The 17685-nt window shown below is 66.5% G+C and carries 14 protein-coding genes; 6 read left to right on the top strand and 8 right to left on the bottom strand.

Annotated features, from left to right (window positions below; all coding sequences use genetic code 11):
- On the bottom strand, positions 1-317 hold a 317-nt coding region (locus tag OXR63_RS06840), incomplete at its 3' end, for a hypothetical protein (protein WP_267421236.1).
- 618 nt (positions 318-935) lie between these two features.
- Positions 936-1559: a hypothetical protein gene (locus OXR63_RS06835; protein ID WP_267421235.1), complete on the bottom strand. Its 624-nt coding sequence runs from the start codon at positions 1557-1559 to the stop codon at positions 936-938.
- On the opposite strand from OXR63_RS06835, the gene OXR63_RS06830 reads away from it, so the two are divergent.
- Positions 1518-2861: an ATP-binding protein gene (locus OXR63_RS06830; protein ID WP_374116080.1), complete on the top strand. Its 1344-nt coding sequence runs from the start codon at positions 1518-1520 to the stop codon at positions 2859-2861. The two genes, OXR63_RS06835 and OXR63_RS06830, sit on opposite strands and share 42 nt — an antisense overlap.
- Before the next feature lie 269 nt (positions 2862-3130).
- Here OXR63_RS06830 and OXR63_RS06825 read toward each other — a convergent pair whose 3' ends face one another.
- Positions 3131-5092, bottom strand: coding sequence for an ArnT family glycosyltransferase (locus tag OXR63_RS06825; RefSeq protein WP_267421228.1), 1962 nt, complete (start codon positions 5090-5092; stop codon positions 3131-3133).
- 304 nt (positions 5093-5396) lie between these two features.
- Here OXR63_RS06825 and OXR63_RS06820 point away from each other — a divergent pair, with 304 nt between their 5' ends.
- From OXR63_RS06820 to OXR63_RS06805, 4 genes are all read left to right on the top strand, one after another.
- Positions 5397-7571, top strand: a complete 2175-nt coding sequence (locus tag OXR63_RS06820; RefSeq protein WP_267421227.1) for an ArnT family glycosyltransferase — start codon at positions 5397-5399, stop codon at positions 7569-7571.
- Positions 7572-7606: 35 nt separating this feature from the next.
- Entirely contained in the window at positions 7607-8326 is a 720-nt protein-coding gene (locus OXR63_RS06815) for a response regulator transcription factor (protein WP_276585031.1), read from the top strand.
- Positions 8327-8403: 77 nt separating this feature from the next.
- Positions 8404-9873, top strand: a complete 1470-nt coding sequence (locus tag OXR63_RS06810; protein WP_267421225.1) for a sensor histidine kinase — start codon at positions 8404-8406, stop codon at positions 9871-9873.
- A gap of 66 nt (positions 9874-9939) precedes the next feature.
- Positions 9940-11268: a bifunctional glycosyltransferase family 2/GtrA family protein gene (locus OXR63_RS06805; RefSeq protein ID WP_267421224.1), complete on the top strand. Its 1329-nt coding sequence runs from the start codon at positions 9940-9942 to the stop codon at positions 11266-11268.
- A 30-nt stretch (positions 11269-11298) separates the two neighbouring features.
- Here OXR63_RS06805 and OXR63_RS06800 read toward each other — a convergent pair whose 3' ends face one another.
- From OXR63_RS06800 to OXR63_RS06785, 4 genes are all read right to left on the bottom strand, one after another.
- Entirely contained in the window at positions 11299-12348 is a 1050-nt protein-coding gene (locus tag OXR63_RS06800) for an AI-2E family transporter (protein WP_267421223.1), read from the bottom strand.
- A 98-nt stretch (positions 12349-12446) separates the two neighbouring features.
- Positions 12447-12581 carry a hypothetical protein gene (locus OXR63_RS06795; protein ID WP_267421221.1) on the bottom strand — a complete coding sequence of 45 codons (135 nt, stop codon included), beginning with the start codon at positions 12579-12581 and terminating at the stop codon, positions 12447-12449.
- A 110-nt stretch (positions 12582-12691) separates the two neighbouring features.
- A complete protein-coding gene (locus OXR63_RS06790) occupies positions 12692-13930 on the bottom strand; it encodes a DUF2254 domain-containing protein (protein ID WP_267421219.1) in 1239 nt (412 codons plus the stop codon).
- Between the two features lie 4 nt (positions 13931-13934).
- A complete protein-coding gene (locus OXR63_RS06785; protein WP_267421218.1) occupies positions 13935-14537 on the bottom strand; it encodes a DUF4396 domain-containing protein in 603 nt (200 codons plus the stop codon).
- Between the two features lie 134 nt (positions 14538-14671).
- Between OXR63_RS06785 and OXR63_RS06780 the strand changes: the two genes are divergently transcribed.
- Entirely contained in the window at positions 14672-15649 is a 978-nt protein-coding gene (locus OXR63_RS06780; RefSeq protein WP_267421217.1) for a mechanosensitive ion channel family protein, read from the top strand.
- Between the two features lie 1528 nt (positions 15650-17177).
- Here the strand turns inward: OXR63_RS06780 and OXR63_RS06775 are convergent.
- Positions 17178-17597, bottom strand: a complete 420-nt coding sequence (locus OXR63_RS06775; RefSeq protein ID WP_267421215.1) for a YsnF/AvaK domain-containing protein — start codon at positions 17595-17597, stop codon at positions 17178-17180.
- Positions 17598-17685 lie beyond the last annotated feature (88 nt).

The raw sequence follows: 17685 nt of genomic DNA, 5'->3' as shown, positions 1-17685 counted from the left end.
ACCGGCTCCCTCCCCGTTCGTACGTCCTCGGTGAGAGCGGCGCGGACGACCTGCCGGAACTGCAGGTAGGCCGACCGGTAGTAGTCCGATCCGTCCGCGGATGGATCGGTCGATACGCCGAGCGTTGAGGCGATCAGCCGCTTCAGCGCGGGTTCCTCCCGGTGGGCCGCGAGCAGGGCATGGAGGTAGGCGACGGTTCCTTTCTCCGCAGCCAGGGGCAGCAGTGGTGCCGACACGGCCCGCGTCCAGCGCATCACGGTCGCTGCGAGCAGTGCGTGTGTGGACGGGAAGAGCTCACTGATCTGGTCGACGCTCATGCCGCTGCGATCCACGACAGCCTCGATCGAGAAGCGTGAGACTCCATCGTCGTGAATCGCGGCGATCGCACCGTTGATGACCCCTCGCCGCACCCGCGGCGGGGCGTTTCAACGTCGTGTCCAAAATTCGGTCTGGGTGCGGCTCCCGCCTGGCCTCCACCACACGGGCAGGACGTCCCCGTGTCCAGGCCCAGTTCGGGGTCTCGTGTCGACTTCGGGTGAGACGTACCGTCAGAAGATGAGCGTGGTTCGAGCGGCGAGAAAGCGAACCGTCGGTCACGAGGGCCGCTGATGCCGCCATCGTTCTCCCCGGAGCGTCCCGCTAGTGCGGTCTGCATGAGGACCGGGGTCGAACGGGGGATGACCACCACCCTGACGGTCGTCGCTCTGCTGCTGGTCTTGCTGGCGTTGCCGGGGTTCCCTTCCGATCACGGACCGATGGAATGGCCCCGCGGCGTGATGGCGATGTCCTTCGCCGCAGTGCTCGTCGCCGCGATCCCGTTGTCACTCGTGCGACGGTCGGCTCCGGCCCGCGGCTGGCTGTGGACCTCGGTTGCCGCGTACGTCGCTCTCCTCGGCTTGGAACCGTTCCAACTCCTGGATCAGCTGCCAGCCGGATCAACTCCGTGGCTGCTGTCCCTGTGCCTCATCGCGTTCGGATCCGTCGCCGTCGCGGCATCGCGCCCGATCCGGGCTGGTGCGGTCTGCGCAGGCCTCGATGCCGCTCTCGCCGCTGTGTACGCAGGCAGGATCCCCGTCAGTCACAGCATCATCGACGCCGTCGGGCTCGGACTCCTCGCTGCCGGTCTCATCACGGGCGTTCGAGTCCTGCGGATCAGGGCAGATCGCGCGGACCAGTCGGAACTCACGGCGCAACTCCTGTTCGAGGACCAGCGACGACAGACGGCGATCGAAGCGGAACGCGTCCAGACGGATGCGCTCCTGCACGATTCCGTGCTCGCAGCCCTCCTCGCCGCCGCCGGGAACGAAGTTCCGGGACGAGCGACCAGCATGGCGCAGTCCGCGCTCGACGTCATCTCCGACGCTGACCAGCATCCCGTGATGCAACCCTCGTCGGTGTCCCTCGGGGTCGTGCTGGCTGCTGTCGAGCAGGACTTCGCCCGCTTGCGTCGAGACGCCGTCATCGATCTGACTCCTGCCGCCGACGCGGACCTCCCGGTCGAGACCGCGAACGCACTCGTGTCGGCGACGTTGCAGGCCTTGACCAACAGCATCGAACACGGGGGGGCTTCTGCCCGTCGCAGTGCCGTGGCTGTCCGTCTGGACCGCGGAGGCGTCCGCATCGTCATCACCGACGACGGTGCGGGTTTCGACGTGGACACCGTCGACCAGGAACGACTCGGCGTCCGCGTCTCCATCCTCGAGCGTGTCCGCGCGGCCGGTGCTTCCGCTGAGATCCGGTCAGCTCCGGGTCGGGGTACCACCGTCGTCCTCGAGTGGCACCCGACCGGCCCCGAGCAGCCGATGACGCGACGGACCCCGGTCCTCCGGATCGGACTGATCCCCCGCCGGCAGCTGTACCGCGTCCTCGCCGCGATCATCAGTGTGGCCATCCTGACTGCAGTCTCGGAGACCGTGCTGTTCTCCCGCGCCGTCGGCCCCGTCATCGCTGCCGTCATCGGACTGCTCATCCTCCCCGCGCTCCTGCGTGGTGCGAGGACAGGGACCATGCACGCACGAACCGCGTGGGCCATCGCAGCAGGGGGCGTGCTCCTGTGCTGCACTGCCACGATCGGGCTCGATCCCACCACCGTCGACTGCGTGTCGATCTACTGGTACACCTGCGGCGTTCTCGCCGGCGCCGTCATGGTCTGGATGAGTGGACACCACGCACCCCCGATCGTCGCCGTCGTCTTCCAGGTCGCGCAGATCACACTCTGGGCCGGGCCCACGGGAGCGATACGTCTCGGCCTCGCAGCGGAGATCGTCCTCGTCATCGCCGGGCTCATGATGCATCGCGCCGTCCGCAGTGTCAGCGCAGCAGCGGACGTGTCGGCCGCCAAGCAACGCGATCTGACCAGCCGGCAAGCAGACCTCGACGCGTTCCACCTCGAACGGCGGCAACGGCTACAGCGAGCAAACAGCACCGCCGCCCCGATGCTCCGCCACATCGTCCACCAGCAGGGCGTTCTCGACTCCGGATCTCGCGCGGAGTGCCGCATCCTCGAGCAAGCGCTCCGAGATGAGATCCGTGGCCGGAGGCTGCTCAACGCTGCTGTCCGTCGGGTGGTGTCAGGACTTCGACGGCGCGGAGCGTACGTGCAAGTGCTTGATGACGGTGGACTCGACGGCGTCCAGTCGGACGCCCTGGACACCCTCCTCGACGACGCAGCTCGCCGTCTCGAAGCGCTCGACTCAGCCCGTGTGGTCATCCGGACCGGGCAACCCGACTCCGACACGGCCCTCACCATCGTCGCGTCCACGCCGGACGAGACAGCAGCCGCGCTCGGGCTCGACGCGGACGACGAAGTTGATCTCTGGATGAACATCCCCCGACCCGCCGGCGCCAGCATGGCAGGCTGACAGCAGCCCGGTCATCCGGGGCGCAACGGCAAGCTCCAGGTGTCATAACGGTGACGATCCTGGCTGGGCGCAGAGCGGCCCGTCTTGCTCACACCATCGGGAGTCGTTTGCCACCCCCTGGCTCGTGGGTGAACCCGACCGTGCGGTTTCCGTACCGAAGCGGCACATCCGGTGCCAGGTCTCCTCGAGGCCAAAGTTCGTCCCCTTCGCGCTCGGCATCGCACGCCGACACTGCAGCCGCGCAGCACCTCCCTGCTCCCCCGTGTCCGTCAGGACGACGCACGGAGGTCGTAGACGGCGGTGCCGCCGATGGTGGTGGTGGCGTAGTGCGACGTCACCCACGCGGTGATCTTCGCGGCGGCGGTGTCCGAGCTGCTCGAGGTGCCGGGGATGAAGAAGTGGATCTTCCCGTCCGCGACGTCCTGCTGGAACTGGGTCAGGGTCGGGGACGGGTCGGTGCCGTTGTAACCACCGATCGCCATCACCGGTTCCCCAGTGGCGAGTTGGTACGTCGCGGCGCTGTTCGAGCCGACCGTGGCCGCGACCCAGGTGTACTTGTCCGCGTCCTTCGACAGCGCCGCCCGCAGCGCCGCCGACACGGTCGTCGATCCGCCGAGGATGCTCCCGCCACCCATGCCGCCGTTACCGGGCCCGCCACCGGTCGATGCGCTCTCACCCGTCGAAGGCTGTCCGCCGCCGGAGGCGTTCGGCGTGCCGGGAGCGGAACCGCCGGGACCGTTCTGCCCCGCCGGCGCACCGCCACCCGTGCCGGTCTGCCCGCCTCCGAAGCCGCCTTGCCCGCCAGGGCCGCCCTGCCCACCGGGAGCGCCTTGCCCACCGGGTCCGCTCTGCCCGCCAGAGCTGACGGACGGCCCAGCGGAGGGCAGCGCTCCGGTGTGGCTGACGGTGACGGTCTGCACGGAGAAGGCGGTCGGGCCGAGCAGCGCGGTGACGAGGACGGCGCTGACGGTCACGACACTCAAGGGGCGGTTTCGCCGCGGCAGCAGCACGAGCGCCGCGGCCAGGACTGTCGTCGCGAGGACGGTCCAGCGGATCCAGGGCTGCCATGTCGACGCCATCGAGAGCAGGTGGAACGACCACGCACCGGTGAGGGCGATGGTGGCAGCTGCGACGATCCGCCATGGCAGCTGCGCTCGACGCCGCCACAGCAGGCTGGCTCCAATGCCGACGAGCCCGGCGATGTAGGGGGCGAGGGCGACCGTGTAGTACGGGTGGAAGATGCCGCCCATGAAGCTGAACACCAGGCCACTGGTCAGCAGCGACGTTCCGAGGACCAAGACTGTCGCTGCACGGGGGTCGGTGCGTCGGCGAAGGCCGACGGCGACGAGCGCGACGACGAGCAGGATCAGGGCGGTGGGGAGCAGCCAGGTGATCTGGGTCGCGAACTCGGAACCGAACAACCGTGTCAGGCCGGTGGAACCCCACGAGCCGGCTCCGGTGGTGCCGTTGCCGGGAACGACGCTGCCGGCTTCGTCGCCGGTGACTCGCCCGAAACCGTTGTAGCCGAAGGTCAGCTCGAGGAAGTCGTTGGTCTGTGAACCGCCGATGTATGGACGGGCTGATGCGGGGACGAGTTCGACGATCGCGACCCACCACCCGGCGGAGATGACCAGCGCGCCGGCTGCAGCGAACAGGTGCCCCACCCGACGGAGGACCGGACGCGGCGATGCCCAGAGGTACACACCGACCAGCGGTGGGAGCACGAGGAACGCCTGCAGCTGCTTGGTGAGGAACCCGAACCCGATCAGAACCCCGGCCCAGACGATCCAGCGCATCGTGCCGTTCTCGATTCCGCGGAGGGTCAGGGCGATCGCGCTGACCGTCAACAGCACGAGGAGCGCGTCGGGGTTGTTGTACCGGAACATCAGCGCGGCGACCGGGGTGGTCGCGAGTGCACCACCGGCGAGGAGGGCGGCTCCGGCGGAGAAGCGGCGGCGGACGACCCGGTACAGGATCGCCACGGTCGCCACTCCCATGAGTGCCTCGGGGACGAGGATCGACCAGGAGCTCAACCCGAAGACGCGAACGAAGACGCCGATCACCCAGAGGAAGGCTGGAGGCTTGTCGACGGTGATCGCGTTGGCAGCGTCGGACGAGCCGTAGAAGAAGGCCTCCCAGCTCTGGCTGCCAGCTTGGACAGCCGCCGAGTAGAACGCGTTCGCCCATCCGCTGACACTGAGGTTCACCAGGTACAGGACCGCGGTCGCCACCAGCAGCCCGAGGAACGCCGGGCGCTCCCAGCGAGCCGCGTCTGTGCTGCCCCGAATCAGGGAACGGAGGATGTTGCGGGTCGACGGAATTCGTCGAAAGCGCGGTGACTGCGATCGTCCCGCGGTCGTCGTGTAAGCCATCCCGTCACGATGTGGGGCTTCGGTGCATGCAGCATTGCCGGATCCTCTGCAGCATCTAAGGGACCCGTATCGCCGGACATGCCAAGTGACGCACTGGAGTGTCTTAGATTTCGCATAGGCGTCGCTGGGGTTTGTCGGGGGCGCGCTTGGGAGCGTCTCTGCCATGACCACGTACCCGATCCCCGTGACCGACCGTCGCGACAGAGCGCACACGGGAGCGCAGACACGTCGCCGAGCCGTCCCCCGGCTCTTCCTCGGCGAGCAGACCGACGCCCGCTGGCTTCGCCCGGCGTTCTGGCTGCTCCTCGTTGTCACCGCCGTCGTGTACCTCTGGGACCTCAGCTCCTCCGGGTACGCGAACTCCTTCTACGCAGCCGCCGTGCAAGCCGGCACGAAGTCGTGGGAGGCGTTCTTCTTCGGCTCCCTTGACTCATCGAACTTCATCACCGTCGACAAGCCTCCGGCCTCGCTCTGGGTGATGGCGCTCTCGGCGCGGCTGTTCGGGTTCTCGTCGTTCAGCCTGCTGCTCCCGCAGGCGCTCATGGCCGTCGCGTCGGTCGCGCTCGTCTGGGGGACGGTCCGTCGCACCCTCGGCCGCGTCGGCACCACGACTGCGAACGTCGGCGCACTGCTCGCAGGTTTCGTCGTCGCCGCCACACCGGCCGCCGCGCTGATGTTCCGGTTCGACAACCCGGACGCGCTGCTGGTGCTGCTGATGACGACCGGCGCGTACTGCACCGTCCGTGCCCTGCCCCGCGGCAGCTGGCGGTGGATCGCCCTCGCCGGCGTCGCCCTCGGTCTCGCGTTCCTGACGAAGATGCTGCAGGGACTCCTCGTCCTGCCGGCATTCGGCCTGGTCTACCTCGTTGCCGCGCACACCTCATGGGGCAAGCGCATCGTCGGCCTGCTCATCGCAGCCTTCTCGCTCGTCATCTCGGCCGGATGGTGGATCGTCGCCGTATGGCTCTGGCCCGCGTCCGCTCGCCCCTACATCGGCGGTTCGACGAACAACACCGTCCTCGACCTGGTGTTCGGCTACAACGGCCTCGGCCGGATCTTCGGCGGCTCTGGCAACGGCGGCGGAGGCGGTGGCACGACCGGCGGCACCGCAGGCTCGTCCTTCGGCGGATCGACCGGTCTGAACCGACTGTTCTCCTCTGAGATGGGGCTGGAGATCTCCTGGCTCCTGCCCGCCGCACTCATCGCGCTCGCCCTCGGCGTGATCGTCATCGGGCGGCAGCACCTGGGCGATCTTCCTCGCGCGGGCTTGGCGCTCTGGGGCGGTTGGCTGATCGTCACGGGCCTGGTGTTCTCGTTCATGTCCGGCACGATCCACCCGTACTACACAGTGGCCCTCGTACCCGCGATCGCGGGCCTGGTCGGCACCGGCGGCGCACTGTTATGGAACGCCCGCGAGCGAGTCACCGGCAGGCTCGGTCTCGCCGCAATGACCGGCATCACGTCGTACTGGGGTTGGTGCCTGCTCAACGAGAACGCATCCTGGTTGCCCTGGCTGCGCTGGGTGATCCTCTTCGGTGGGCTCCTCTCCGCCGCCGCGATCGTCATCGGCAGCGTTCCCACCCTCCGGAAGCTCGTCACCGTCGGCGTCCTCGCCGGCACACTCTTCGGGCTCACCGGCACCACGGCATACGCATTCGCCACCACGACGGTGGCGCACTCCGGCTCCATCCCGTCGGTCGGCCCGTCCGGGTCCTCCAGCGGCGGCATGGGCGGAGGGACGGGTGGAACGCCCGGCGGCTCCACCGCCCCGGGCGGATCGAGCAGCACCAGCGACAGCGACAGCACGCAGCAGGGCCCCGGCGGCACCCCGCCGAGCGGTACCTCCGGTGAGATGCCGTCCGGGCAGAAGCCCTCCGGTGAGATGGGTACTCCGCCCGGAGGCTCGTCCAGCGGCTCCCAGAGCGGCACGTCCGACTCCTCGACCGACACGACCTCCGACGGTGGTGCTTCCTCCAGCGGCGGCATGGGCGATGGTGGCGCGTCGACGTCGTCGGCACTGGAGAAGCTGCTGAGGGCCACGGACACGACGTGGGCAGCAGCGGTGGACGGATCCCAGTCCGCAGCACAGCTGGAGCTCGACACAAACACGCCGGTGATGGCGATCGGCGGCTGGTCCAGCGACCCAGCACCCACCCTCGCCCAGTTCAAGGCCTACGTGAAGCACGGCGAGATCGCGTACTACATCGCTTCCAGCAACGGTGGCGGCATGGGCGGCGGCTCCTCGACCTCGAGCGAGATCAAGAAGTGGGTCGCAGCGAACTTCACCAGCACCACGGTCGGCGGCCAGACGGTCTACGACCTGAGCAGCGCCAAGTGATCAGCGACGAGGGCACGGTCGGTAGGGTCTGAACGATGGCTGACCAACCGCTGCAGCGTACCGACGGCTCGCCCGTCCGTGCTCTCGTCGTCGATGACGAACACGCTCTCGCCGACGCCGTCCGTCTCGCATTCGAGACGGACGGGTGGGCCGTCGAGGCCGTGCACCGCGGCCGCGATGTCCTGTTCGCAGCACGGGAGTTCCAACCCGACGTCATTGTGCTCGACGTGATGCTGCCTGACATCGACGGATTCGAAGTCCTCGAGCGGCTCCGGACGTCCCGCGACGACGTCCGCGTGCTGTTCCTCACCGCCCGCGACTCCTCCGAGGACCGACTCGCTGGCCTCACCCGCGGAGGCGACGACTACCTCACGAAACCGTTCGGCGTGTTCGAGCTCCTCGCACGCGCCCGAATTCTCGCACGCACATCTCCACGGGTCGTGTCCACGGCCCGCATCGCAACGGTGGTCGGGGACCTTCGCCTCGACGAAGACACTCGTGCGGTCAGCCGGAGCGGTGACGTGATCGACCTGACGCCGACCGAGTACGAGCTGCTTCGGTACTTCGTCCGCAACGCCAACCGTGTCCTCTCACGCGAACACCTGCTCACCCACGTGTGGGGCATGGACTTCGGCTCGTCATCGAACCTGGTGGACATGTACGTGTCATACCTGCGGAAGAAAATCGACGTCGGCCGGGAACCGATGCTGCAAACCGTTCGCGGCGCCGGCTACGCCCTTCGGCCAGCAGTGTGAGTCGGCAGGTGAAGGCGTCGAGGCCGCGTAGTGAGGATCGCAGGGTCCCATCGTTGCGGTGGCGGATCGTCGCTGCCGTGGCGCTGCTGCTCGTCGCGACGAACATCGCCGTCGGCGCAGTCACCGTAGTCGCCTACAACAGCTACCTCGTGGGTCGACTCGACTCTGAGCTAGCAACGGCAACCCAACGCAGCAACGATCGCCCGCAAGGTGAATCACCGGGCAGCCCACCCACCGGAACATCGACTTCAGCACCGACGCCCGGCTCACCAGCGGAGGGATCCGCCTCGCAGCCTGACCCGGACAACGCCTTCATCGGCGCACCAGGACAGGCCGCGAACACCGTCATCGCGATCTTCAACGACGGCACGACGGTCCTCGCCGGCTACACCGACGCCCAGGGTGCGCAGCACAGTCTCACGACGGCGCAGGAGCGCACGCTCCGCCACGTGCGGGCCACTGCGGCACCGGTCACGGTGTCGCTGGGTTCCCTCGGCTCCTATCGTGCTCAAGCCGCCACTGCTGACGACGACGACGTCATCATCACCGCGCTTCCCCTCGGAGATCTCCACGCCTCGATCATGCGGCTCCTCGTGGTCATCGGCAGCGTCACGCTCGCAGGTCTACTGATCGCCGTGTGGGCAGGAGCGATGCTGGTGCGCCGCTCCCTGCGCCCCCTGGAACACGTCGCAGCGGTCGCCTCCGGAGTGACCACTCTCGACCTCGAACGCGGTGACACCGACATCCAGGCCCGCGTCGCCGCGGCAGACCTCCGCGCGAACCGTGAGGTCGGTCAAGTCGGCACCGCACTGAACCAGCTCCTCGGTCACGTCGCCCGCGCGCTCACCGTGCGCCGCGACGCCGAAGCCGGAATGCGGGCATTCGTCGCGGATGCGTCGCACGAGCTCCGCACGCCGATAGCCACCGTCCGCGCCTACGCGGAACTCACCACTCGAACCCAGAACCCGGACGACGTCCACCGCAACGTCACACGCATCGGCACCGAAGCGATCCGGATGGGGAACCTCGTCGAGGAGCTCCTCCTGCTCGCGCGTCTCGACGCGGCAGCGATCGCTGACACGGCACCTGCTGTGCACGGTCCTGTCGACCTGACCGCGATCGTTGTCGAGATGACAATGGACGCCCGAGCGACCGCACTTGATCATCGGTGGACGCTTCAGGTCGATCCCGAACCCATCACCGTCCCCGGGGACGACGCAGAGCTCCGGCGGGTCGTAACGAACCTCCTCACCAACGCCCGCACCCACACCCCGGCCGACACCGCGATCGTCGTCTCACTACAACGCGTGCGCGACGACGTGCGGTTCGTCGTCACCAACGACGGCCCGGCGATTCCCGCCGAGACACTGCCGATACTGTTCGACCGGTTCACCCGCGGCGAAGCTTCCCGATCCCGCGAGTACGGCACCAGCGGGCTTGGTCTTGCGATTGTGCGAGCCGTCATCGAGGCGCACGGCGGCACCATCCGCGTCGTTTCAGACACCGCCCGCACCGCGTTCACCGTCACCCTCCCCGCAGGTCGGTGACAGCCCGATGCGTTCTTAGATCGAGCACAGCCGGCTGCTGCAATCCCCGTAACCCCGCTGCCGAGCATGAGCAGCATGACGGAGACGAACCCCACACTCGATATCGACATCGTCGTCCCCTGCTACAACGAGCAGGACACCCTCGCGGCACACGTCCGACGACTCCATGCGTTCTGCCGTACGACGTTCTCGCACAGCTGGCGGATCACGATCGCAGACAACGCCTCGACGGATGACACCGCCCGCATCGCTGATGACCTCGCCGCGATGCTCCCCGAAGTCCACGCCGTGCACCTACCGGAGAAGGGCCGTGGGCGTGCACTCAAAGCGGTATGGGGTGCGTCGCCGGCGCGGGTCCTCGTCTACGTCGATGAGGACCTGTCAACGGACCTCGCCGCCCTCGAGCCCCTCGTCGCGCCGCTGCTGTCAGGCCATTCCGACGTCGCGATCGGCACCCGCCTCGCTGGTTCCTCCCGCGTTGTCCGGGGCGGGAAGCGTGAGTTCATCTCCCGCTCCTACAACCTGCTCCTCCGCACCACGATGGGGGTGTCGTTCTCGGACGCGCAGTGCGGCTTCAAAGCCATCACCCAAGAGGCCGCAGAGCACATCCTGCCGCTCTGCGAGGACGACGCTTGGTTCTTCGACACCGAGATGCTCGTCCTCGCCGAACACGCCGGCCTGCGCGTGCACGAGGTTCCCGTCGACTGGGTCGACGACGTCGACTCCTCCGTCGACATCACCTCCACCGCCGCCGAGGACCTCAAGGGCATGTGGCGGGTCTCCCGCGGCCTGGCGACCGGTCGCATCCCGATCACGGCTGTCTACGCGGCGATCGGCCGGCAACCGTTCACCACTCCCCCCGTCGGGATTCTCGGGCAGATGCTTCGGTTCGGAGCGATTGGCGTCCTCTCCACGATCGCGTTCGCGGTGCTCTACGCCGTCCTCCGCCCCGCGCTCGGTTCGCAGACCGCCGACTTCCTCGCGCTCCTGCTGACCGCGGTCGGTAACACCGCGCTGAACCGCCGATTCACATTCGGCGTTCGAGGCCGAGCGGGCGCCGGACAACACCAGATACAAGGCCTGGTCGTCTTCGGCATCGCTTGGGCCATCACTTCCGGTTCTCTGGTCATGCTCCACGCGACGGCCCCTGGGGCGACGCACGAAGCGGAGATCGCCGTCCTCACCGGCGCGAATCTGGTAGCAACACTCGTCCGATTCCTGCTCTTCAAAGCATGGGTGTTCCGCACCCGCCGCCAACCCGAACTCATTCGCCCCGCAGTGATGCCCGCCCCAGAAGCGAACACCGAACCCCTGCCGACGGCCACCGCGACACCTCCCAGGGCTGAGCGTTCGGGCATCGAGCTGGTCCCGGACGGCCCCCGTCTCGATAGCTGACCGGCTACCAGGCAGGTTGTTCGAGGGTCTTCAGTCGGCCATCCGCTCGGGGCGTTTCTGTCGTGCGAACTCGGCAGGCCGATCTGGACCGCGCCAGATTGTGACGATGCTCCAGGCAACAGCAGTCAGCGGCACGGCGAGGATCGCACCGATGATCCCGGCGGTGACGGTACCGATGGTGAGGGCGATGAGGATCACGAGCGGATGTAGCTTCAAGGTGCGGCCCATGACGACGGGTTGCAGGAAGTTCCCCTCGAGCTGGTTGACGGCGAAAACGATCACGATGACCCAGATTGCTGCTGTCGGACCGTTGGACACCAGGGCGACGAGTGCGGCCAGTGCTCCGGCGATGGTCGCGCCGACTAGGGGAACGAATGCGAACACGAACACGATCACGGCCAGTGGCAGCGCGAGGGGAACTTGGATGACGGCGACACCGATCCCGATCGCGACGGCGTCGACGACGGCGACTGTCGCGGTCCCGCGAATGTAGCCCCCGAGAGTCGTGACGGTTTCGTGTCCGATCCGGCGGGCGCGCGCGAGGTCGTCGCCGTGGAAGGGCCGGCACAGGAAGTCCCAGATACGGGGGCCGTCTTTGAGGAAGAAGAACAGCACGACGACGAACACGGCGAACGCGGTCGCGAAGTTCCCCGCTGCAGAGAGGCCGGCCAGCGCGCCGACGCCGAACTGTCGGCTGGTGACGAAGTCGATGGCGTCGCTGCGAATCGAGCGGAGTTGGTCCTGGTCGATGGAGAACGGCAGGTTTCCGGCGACGGTTTCGAGCTCGCCGATCCCGTCCACGGCTGAGCTGATAAGGGAACCGATCTGGTGCTCCACAGCGAGAACGATCAGCCACACGACGGTCCCGAGCACCCCGATGATGAGGATCAAAGCGATCCACGTTGCGAGGATGGATGGGATGTGGATGCGGCGCATCAGGTCGATCAGCGGCAGGATCGCGCTGGCGATGATCAGAGCGAGCAGGACCGGGATGACGACGAGGCTGAGCTGACTGAGACCGAATGCGACGCCCGCGATGACTACCACGACGAGGATGACCTGCGAACACCTGGTCGCCAAGCGTCCCAGGGATCCTGACCACAGTGATCGTTGTTCTGGCCATGGTTGCCGGGTCGCGGCGTGTGGCTTGTGATTGAAGAGACTCACGAGCAGGCCGATCAGTTCGATCGTCGTGCGCGACGCTTGTCGAGCTTTCGCTTGATCCGCGCCACCGCCTTTTTCACGTGAGGGTCCTTGCGGGAGTACTTCACGATGCCGATTGCGACGGGAATGAGGCGGAGGATGGCGAGCACGGTACTGCTTCCTGTGGGGATGACGAGACCGAACCGGTCCTCCTCAAGAGACGTGCCGAGACCGGTCATCCTCACACAGCGGGAGCATCAGGTTCCAGAGCCTTGATCTCTCACTGAAGCGCGGTGCGGAGCTGCTGGGTGGTGGAGTCCAGGAGACCGCGTCGGGACGGTGCCGCAGCATCGTCGAGACGTTGCGCCAGGTGCAGCGCTGCGGTGAGGACGATGGGATGGTCGGTGCCGTAGGTGAGGACACCGGTAAAGACCGTTTCGGCGAGGGATTCAGCCGACGGCCAACGCGGTATCACGCGTTCGTCACCGTCGTCGTCGAGATAGGCGGTGATCGCGACCTGGTCTCTCCACATCGGTACGAGTGCCGTGGCAGAGAGATCGAGTGCGCTGACGGCGGTGTAGGGGTCGTTGGTTCCGCTGGCGAGGCCGCGAACAGCGATCTCGACCAGTTGTTGCAGGGCGAATTCGACGTCCTGGAACGGGGTCCTGGCATCCCCGAGTGTCACCAGTGCTCGAAGAGCGCGAACCTCTTCAGCCGCAAGGGCCGCGAAGTGGGACCCGCCATTCACCTGCAGGAGAATGTCCCCCTCGATGATGTGGTCCCCGGGCATCGCAACCATCGCGATGCATCGATCGTGTTCCGCTGCCCAGGTGACAAGACGTTCCCACTGCACCGACTGGACGTATCCGTCCTTCGCTGCGGTGAGCGTGATGCCCTCCTGCCCGCGGTCCGGCTGTGGGCGTGTGGTCACGCCGTCACCGTCGTCCGAGCCCTGGCGTCGGAACACGTTGGCGACGGCGGTCTCAAGATCAGTCTGCACCTGCTTTTGCAAGGCGGTGATCTGCACACTCGAGGCGATGTGGTGGATGAAGAACACGAGGACGGCGACGTCGAGGATCCCGAGGAGCACGGCAACGTGGATCGCGATCACGGGGACGAACGCGGTCCCGTCATCGATTGCGGTGTGCACCGAGCGGAGCACCACGATCGCGTAGAGGAACGTCGACGTGAACGCGGCAAGAACGAATTGATTCGCGCGGTCCGCCATGAAGTTCCGTACCAGCCGAGGCCCGTACGTCGACGATGTCGTTGCCAACACCGAGATCGTGATCGAGAACGATGTGCCCGCGACCGTGAGCATCGACGTGCCGATGGTCGTCAGGATCGACCGACCACCGCTGGCACTGAGCGCATCGAGGAACACGATCCGTGTTGCGCCGCGGTCGATAAGGTGCTGGTCGAGAGAGACGAGCACCTGGGCAGCGATGACCGCGCAGATGCCGTACACAGCAGGCAGGAACCAGAACGACTCACGGATCCGCAGGGTTGCTGTGCGCATACGGTCACATCTTCTCTTTCAGGCCGGAACGGACAAGTGCCCAGTTCACGGGATAGGCAGTCGCGAACCCGATGAGCATCGCGATCTGCATCACGAACCAGAACTCCGGGGAGAGCACAGCAGCCCGGCCCCCGAACAACGCCGGCAAGATCAGGAACTGCGCCAGCGCCATCATCCCGTACATCCCCACCTGCCAGGACAAGATCGAGAGGGTGTCCGCCTTGAGCGCCGCGATCAGGCCAGCCCGGACGCTGAGTCCGCGCATCGGCGCGATGGACAAGTACTGGAACACGATCCCGAGGCCGAACGCGAGCACGAAGTCGAGGACCCATCCGGCGAAGATCTCGTCCTGGTAAAACGTCTCGCGCCCGACGAGGACTCCCAGGACGGGGAACGCGACGAGCGCGAACTCGGCGACGAGATCGCCGATCGCGCAACCAGCGCCACAGTGACTCGTTCCGATCGCGACGGCGGTCCTCATCGAGTGATCAACGTCGCTACCACGTACGCCCTGCAGGGGTGCCCGTCCGGCGCCTCGGTAGAACGCCAGCCACGCGACACTTCCAAACAGCATCGTGACGGGCCACACCACGTTCATCACCGTCATTTGCTGCGGTCGACGGGCGACATCTCTCGCGACCCAAAGCGCAGACGTAATTCCCGTCCCGATCGAGACCCACGCCAGGACGGTCAACCACGCCGGGAACTGACCTGTCACGAGGACGGCCGAATCAGGATCCATTGGTTCACCCAACCCGCCTGTTCCCCGTCACGTTATCGTCCCCTGTCAGGGCACGTCGGTGGTACGGTGCGCACCTCATGACAACCGATTTCGGTGACATCCTCGGCAGGATCCAGAAGATCTTCGGCTCGCTCCTGTTGGGCCTGCCGAACCTGGCATTCGGGATCCTCACTTTCCTGGTGTTTTGGGGTCTCTCGTGGGTTCTCGGTCGGATCGTCCGAGCGATCACTGCTCGGGCTGGGCAGCCGAAGGGGGTGCAGGTCGTCCTGGCACGGTTGATGACCTGGGTTGTCCTCGCACTCGGGATCCTGGTCGCGTTCACCGTGGTGTTCCCCACCATCACCCCGGCATCGCTCTTCAGCGCACTCGGCGTCGGCGGTGTCGCGATCGGGTTCGCCTTCAAGGACATTTTCCAGAACCTCCTGGCTGGCGTGCTCATCCTGTTGACACGACCGTTCCGGATCGGAGACCAGATCGTGTCCGAAGCGCACGAAGGCGAGGTCGAGGACATCCAGGTTCGCGCGACGCTCCTGCGGACCTATGACAATCGACGGGTCGTCATCCCGAACAGTGAGCTCTACACCAACCGGGTCACCGTCAACACCGCCTACACGAAACGGCGGCTGAGCGTCGAGGTGGGAATCGGCTACGGCGACGACATCGCAGCAGCTCGCGACACGATCCGCACCACGCTGCAACACCTTCCGGATCTCGTGCGAGAGCCCGAACCGGCCGTCCTCGTGACGTCGCTCGGTGACTTCGCAGTGCTACTCGAGGTGCGGTTCTGGATCGACCCTCCCGCTCGACGCGAAGCGGTCGAGACGCAGGACCAGGTCCTCGAGGCAATCAAGATCGCGCTGACGGACGGTGGCTTCGATCTTCCGTTCCCGACACAGCAGGTCCTGCTACACGACCAGACCGAGGACACGGACGGGAACCGCCTCCAGCAGCGAGAAGGATGGCCACCCGTCGCCTGACGACGCGCCGAGGATGCAGTGGTTGAAGTCAAGCACTCGAAGGCGGATCGTGACCGTGAGACGTTAATGCGACCAGTTGCGGTGGAGACCCGAGCTGGTTCTCGGGCCGCCGGTTCTCTCGGACAAGAGATTGCATCTCGGCGTGACGATCAGAGCCGAAGGGACGTCTATTGAGGAGGAGCTGAATGGCTCCTCTGGTTCATCGGGAGAGTTGTGCTCATGTTTACGTGTCGGCGTCGGCTTCTGCTCTTGGTGGGTCACTGCAAGTGAATCGTCTTCTTCGGTCCAAGGCCCTCCGACGAGGCGTGCTTCACGTAGTTCGGAGCTTGGGTGTCGCAGTCATCGCTGGCGGAGTGCTCGATCTCTCGGCGATCGGATCGGGGGTCACAACGGGTGTTGTAAGCGGCCGAGAAGAAGTTGACGTGGCTGCAGTGCTGGCGGCCTTCGCTGGCGTGGCAGCGACAGGGGTACTGACCCGACGACGCCCGCATCGTTGTTCAGCCCCACCTCAGTGACCGACGCAGCCCGAGAAACCGGTGCCGGCATCCAGGTGAACGAGTTCGGTGCTGCAGTGTGACGTTTTTGCGACCCACCGACCGTCTCTCTGGTGACAGATGAGTCACGTCGATCGGGCCGTCAGTTTCAGAGAAGGAGAATTCGCGTGTTTCCGGAGCTGGCTGCTGCTGATCGACCACAACCGCTGACCGTGCCAGCGTTCTTCGCCGGTGCCGGCAGCACCGTGTCCGCTTCCGCCGGTATGGTGGTGGTAATCCGATGATGACACCGCAGATCACCCGCACGGCGGCAGGCATTTCGTCCCGAGCCGAACGGCTTGCGGCGGCTCGGCAGGATCCTGCGCAATGGCACCGGCACGGCCTGATGTCGCCAGCCGAGTTGACCGCGTTAGTGCAACGAAAACTTCTCGAGCCTCCCCCCGCGCCAACGCCGCTCCCTGACCCCCACGCGCGGTACGCAGACTTTCTCCGCCCACAGGCCGCGCATGACTCAACCGCCACAGGGCTGCTCGCGGATCCGAGCGAGCTCTCGGAGGAGCATCGGGTTCTGTGGGAGCGACTTCGGCGGCTAGAAGAGCAGGTGTCACCGGATTTCGAAACGTGAGCCGGAACGCGCCGAAGGGGCGGGATGACCATCGGTCATCCCGCCCCTCTCGTTCGTGTCCACGCTCTTTGCCCGGCTTCGGCACCGGCCAGTGAAGATATCCCAGTGAGGACAACGACGACAGCACAGATGATCGCGAGCAACCAAGACTTGCTGCTGAAAGAGCCGTCGTAGCTTGCCTGGAACAGAAACCGCAGCACCCGCCATCGAGCAAGACACCGGCGCCGCGCAAAGCGAGGCGAGCGATTCAGCCGCAGCCCGCTTCTTCGAGGACATTGACGACTCGTGGTTTCGGTCCTCTGATGCGTGATCGAGTTGTACACCGACGTGGTCCCTACGGGTTCGGGTCCCACAGGGTCCACGGCGGCGGTTCGGGGGACGGAGCGCCGTCGGTGACATGCAGCTGCGCTTAGCCGATTTCGGACTCGTCGGCGGTGATGACCTGCACCTGCTCGCGGCGAACTGATTCGGTGATCGCGGTCGTGCTTTCCACGCGGGTCTTCCGGACACGGACCCGCTCGACGGGGACGACGCGGGTGCTCACATCCACTTCTTCCGCGTGGAGGACGAGCACGAGCTCGTCGCCCGGATCGGCGAGCAGTCCGGAAGCGGTTGCGTCGTCGGTTGCGGGTTCTTGGGTGATCCGAAGTTCTTCCCGGCGAAGGGTGACGGTGACGGTCTGCTGCTCGGTGACGATCACTTTCCGGATCCGGAGGATGCTGCGGGGGGTGGAACTGATTCCGACCCGTACTTGCTCCTCCGACCGGATGACCTCGACCGGGCTGGAACTGGCGGCGGTGGTCTCGAATGGGGTGTCGGGGGTGTTCATCGGCGGGTGGCGCCTTTCACTGGGGCCGATCGTGTCGGTGCCACGAAGGACTGTTCGTCCGGGGTGGCACCGACACGGGTTCGGGTTG

Source organism: Curtobacterium sp. GC_Cur_3, assembly GCF_026544205.1.
Classification (GTDB): Bacteria; Actinomycetota; Actinomycetes; order Actinomycetales; family Microbacteriaceae; genus Curtobacterium.
This window is presented reverse-complemented; position numbering and strand designations above follow the sequence as displayed.

Bases quoted from the DNA above. Each gene is read 5' to 3' on its own strand.
- OXR63_RS06820 (WP_267421227.1), top strand. From the start codon at position 5,397: ATGACCACGTACCCGATCCCCGTGACCGACCGTCGCGACAGAGCGCAC.
- OXR63_RS06815 (WP_276585031.1), top strand. From the start codon at position 7,607: ATGGCTGACCAACCGCTGCAGCGTACCGACGGCTCGCCCGTCCGTGCT.
- OXR63_RS06805 (WP_267421224.1), top strand. From the start codon at position 9,940: ATGAGCAGCATGACGGAGACGAACCCCACACTCGATATCGACATCGTC.
- OXR63_RS06790 (WP_267421219.1), bottom strand. From the start codon at position 13,930: ATGCGCACAGCAACCCTGCGGATCCGTGAGTCGTTCTGGTTCCTGCCT.
- OXR63_RS06775 (WP_267421215.1), bottom strand. From the start codon at position 17,597: ATGAACACCCCCGACACCCCATTCGAGACCACCGCCGCCAGTTCCAGC.
- OXR63_RS06785 (WP_267421218.1), bottom strand. From the start codon at position 14,537: ATGACGGTGATGAACGTGGTGTGGCCCGTCACGATGCTGTTTGGAAGT.